We start from the raw sequence: 2,774 nt of genomic DNA, 5'->3' as shown, positions 1-2,774 counted from the left end.
AACCATTCTGGAGAATGTATATCAAGAATTTTGTATAGACTATTAATGTTTCTAAAAAACTACTTTTAGAAGTAATACTATATAGAAAAATATATTTAGTTATAACCAGAACAATCAACTCTAAGTAGGGTTTATTAAGCTCGTTATCCGTTGATTTTCGACCGCTTTTATCATAAGTTGAAAATAGCTTTCTTCCCACATTAATTTTTTAAGTATAAATTTAATGTGTTCAAATTCTAACTCCTCCCAATTTTTATGACCGCTAATTGATAGGCAATTAGTTCCATATCAAAAGCATCTTTTTTAAAGTAGGACCATTTAAATTTATAACAATTTGTTCTATTAACGCATCAATAATTTCCGAAACATTCATAATTTTAAACTCTAATTAATTGTTCTTGTATTGTTTGTAGAATATTAGCTACTGTCCAGTACAAAACCATGGCAGCGGGAAATGGATAAAATAAATAAAAAACAGTTCCCATCAAATAGAGATTTCTTTTTGTTTCCTCAACTCTCTTAAATCTAAATGTTTATTCCTAAAAATAGTCGTAGAAAAAATGGTTATTAATGTCATAATGACGGGCAATAAATTAACAGTGTTACCCAAGCCTGGTAAATAAAATGGCAAAATAAAAATAGAATCCGGGTAAGCTAAATTATTAATCCATAAAAATTCTTCCCCATCAAATTGAGACATCACCCCTAATACATTAAATACCGCAATCAATATGGGTATTTGTACCAGCGAGCCAATCATTGGTTTTAAAGAATAAAATGGTGTTATGCCCAAATCTTTATGCGCGCTCATAATTAAATTATGAGCCTGTTCCCCATCATATTTTGATTTAATATCTAAAATTATTGGGTTAAGTTTCGATTGAATTTGGCTGACTTGACGTTGAAAATATAAAGTTAATAAAGAGATAGGCAAAGTAAATAATTTAATTATGATGCATAAAATTATAATAGCCACGCCCCAATTCACACATAAGAAATTATGAATATCAATTAGAAATCGCTCTATGGTTAAACAAAGAGATGCCAAAGGTGACCATAAATGAATATATTTTAGTTTTTGCAACTTTTCAGAAATTAACCCTAGATCTTCATTCTTTACTACTTTATCTGGCTGACCTAACTTATCAAAACGATTTGCGTTGTTCGGCTGAAAAACTTCTTTATATAAAGGTGATTGTAAACCATCAATTTTTATCACATTGACATTAAGTCTATTTGCTTTCAAAAATGATAGAGATTTATTCAAATCTAGCTTCTCATGTTCTTCAACTGGGAATACTTCATTACCATCAAATAAATAATACCTACTATTGTTATAGTATGAAGCAAGGCCATAGAAGGTAGTTTCCCTGATTTTGATATTGCTTTGCTTCTCATTTGTAAATATTTTTGAAAAAAACATTAAAAATATTAGAACTGGTATAAAGCCAAGAACAAAGAGCTTGTGAGATAATTTTTTATACATGACTTAGATTATCAACTGCTTTTTTATTTAATAAATTTTTTATATAATTTGTTCCATGTTGCGCTGATTCAAGTTCGTTATAAACATAATCTGATAGATTAATTTGGGTTCAAAATCAAGTGAGTCTATAAAATTATCATAATCTAGAGTTATTATCCCAATAGTATTTCTCAGGCTCTCTTCTATCGGTTCAATACCAAGAGAGTTATAGTCAGGATTATTAATTTTTTTCGGAACATCCAAAAATACAATTGGTTTATTTAATGCCAGAGCGTAATCCAATGCCGCACCGGACCAATCACTAATCATAAAATCTGATTCAAGCAAGGAAGTCTGAGTAGACATATTGGATTCATAATCGAATAGTGCGCTTGATTTATATTTATCTATTATTTCCATTACTTTTTTCTAGCGAATTTAACAGTTTGCGGATGAGGTCTTAGCGTAACTTTAATATTTTTCATTATTAAACTATCAACAATTTTAAGACCGAGACCAGATTCAATAGTTCCATAACTTCCCCAAGAAGGAGCCAACAGCGCGTGAAGTGTATTTTTATCTCGTTTAAGTTCTTTCAAGCTGTTTTTATATTCAGCTTTAATTGAGTCTAATCTTGGATAACCATATTTAACCAGATTTTTACCAGGTAGATTATATTGGGTTTCCATCGCTCTGATTTCATCATAATGGTGGGGTCCAGCACAGAATATAGTATCAAAATAATCAAATGCACCTTTGCGGTATGCCATATGAAGGCTTACAAGAGAATGCTGTACATATATATAATGGACAGGATATTTTGAGCGCTTCACTTGAAATTGATGCAAATCTGGCATGGTCATAATCAATACATCAGTCTCAATGTTTGCAAACAACCAGTTTCTAAAAAAACCTTCATCGGTAATAAATGCGTTATACCTTGGGTGTTTCAAATTTAAGCCGGGATCATCACTCCCCGAGGAAATATAACATATATTTATTTCGGTAGTGTTCAATAACTCATTTACTAAACTCTCTAAATGAGTCCAGTAATTTCTTCCTTCTGAGTAAAAAACAACTTGCCTATGCGCTTTGGATAGCTGAAATAAACGAATTAAATTATTTAGATATCTAATGAATTTCATTATAATTCCATTTTGTAATACTTTGCTAAGTTGCCTTCCTGCGCCAATGATTCATATACGGATAAATCGCGAATAGAATCAATCTCTAACCATCCATTTTCAACGTCGACTGGTTTCACTTTCCAGCCTTCATTTATTAGTAATTGCAAAAATGTAGTCATATA

3 protein-coding genes are annotated in these 2,774 nt (G+C 30.7%); all 3 read right to left on the bottom strand.

The annotated features are described in order from the left end of the window. Positions 1-484 precede the first annotated feature (484 nt). Genes BN58_RS07445 through BN58_RS23070 form a run of 3 tightly spaced genes read right to left on the bottom strand, consistent with a single transcriptional unit; the run spans position 485 to position 2,610 of the window. The gene (locus tag BN58_RS07445) at positions 485-1,486 is read right to left on the bottom strand and encodes a YidC/Oxa1 family membrane protein insertase (protein WP_019216301.1); all 1,002 of its coding nucleotides are present in this window, start codon (positions 1,484-1,486) and stop codon (positions 485-487) included. A 39-nt stretch (positions 1,487-1,525) separates the two neighbouring features. Next, a complete protein-coding gene (locus BN58_RS35905) occupies positions 1,526-1,885 on the bottom strand; it encodes a CDP-glycerol glycerophosphotransferase family protein (RefSeq protein ID WP_019216300.1) in 360 nt (119 codons plus the stop codon). Continuing rightward, positions 1,885-2,610, bottom strand: a complete 726-nt coding sequence (locus tag BN58_RS23070) for a CDP-glycerol glycerophosphotransferase family protein (protein ID WP_019216299.1) — start codon at positions 2,608-2,610, stop codon at positions 1,885-1,887. The genes BN58_RS35905 and BN58_RS23070 overlap by 1 nt, the downstream gene beginning before the upstream one ends. Positions 2,611-2,774: the final 164 nt, after the last annotated feature.

The organism is Legionella tunisiensis, assembly GCF_000308315.1.
GTDB classification, from domain to species: Bacteria; Pseudomonadota; Gammaproteobacteria; order Legionellales; family Legionellaceae; genus Tatlockia; species Tatlockia tunisiensis.
This window is presented reverse-complemented; position numbering and strand designations above follow the sequence as displayed.

Excerpts from the sequence above, each read along its gene's own strand:
- BN58_RS23070 (WP_019216299.1), bottom strand. The coding sequence starts at position 2,610 with ATGAAATTCATTAGATATCTAAATAATTTAATTCGTTTATTTCAGCTA.
- BN58_RS35905 (WP_019216300.1), bottom strand. The coding sequence starts at position 1,885 with ATGGAAATAATAGATAAATATAAATCAAGCGCACTATTCGATTATGAA.
- BN58_RS07445 (WP_019216301.1), bottom strand. The coding sequence starts at position 1,486 with ATGTATAAAAAATTATCTCACAAGCTCTTTGTTCTTGGCTTTATACCA.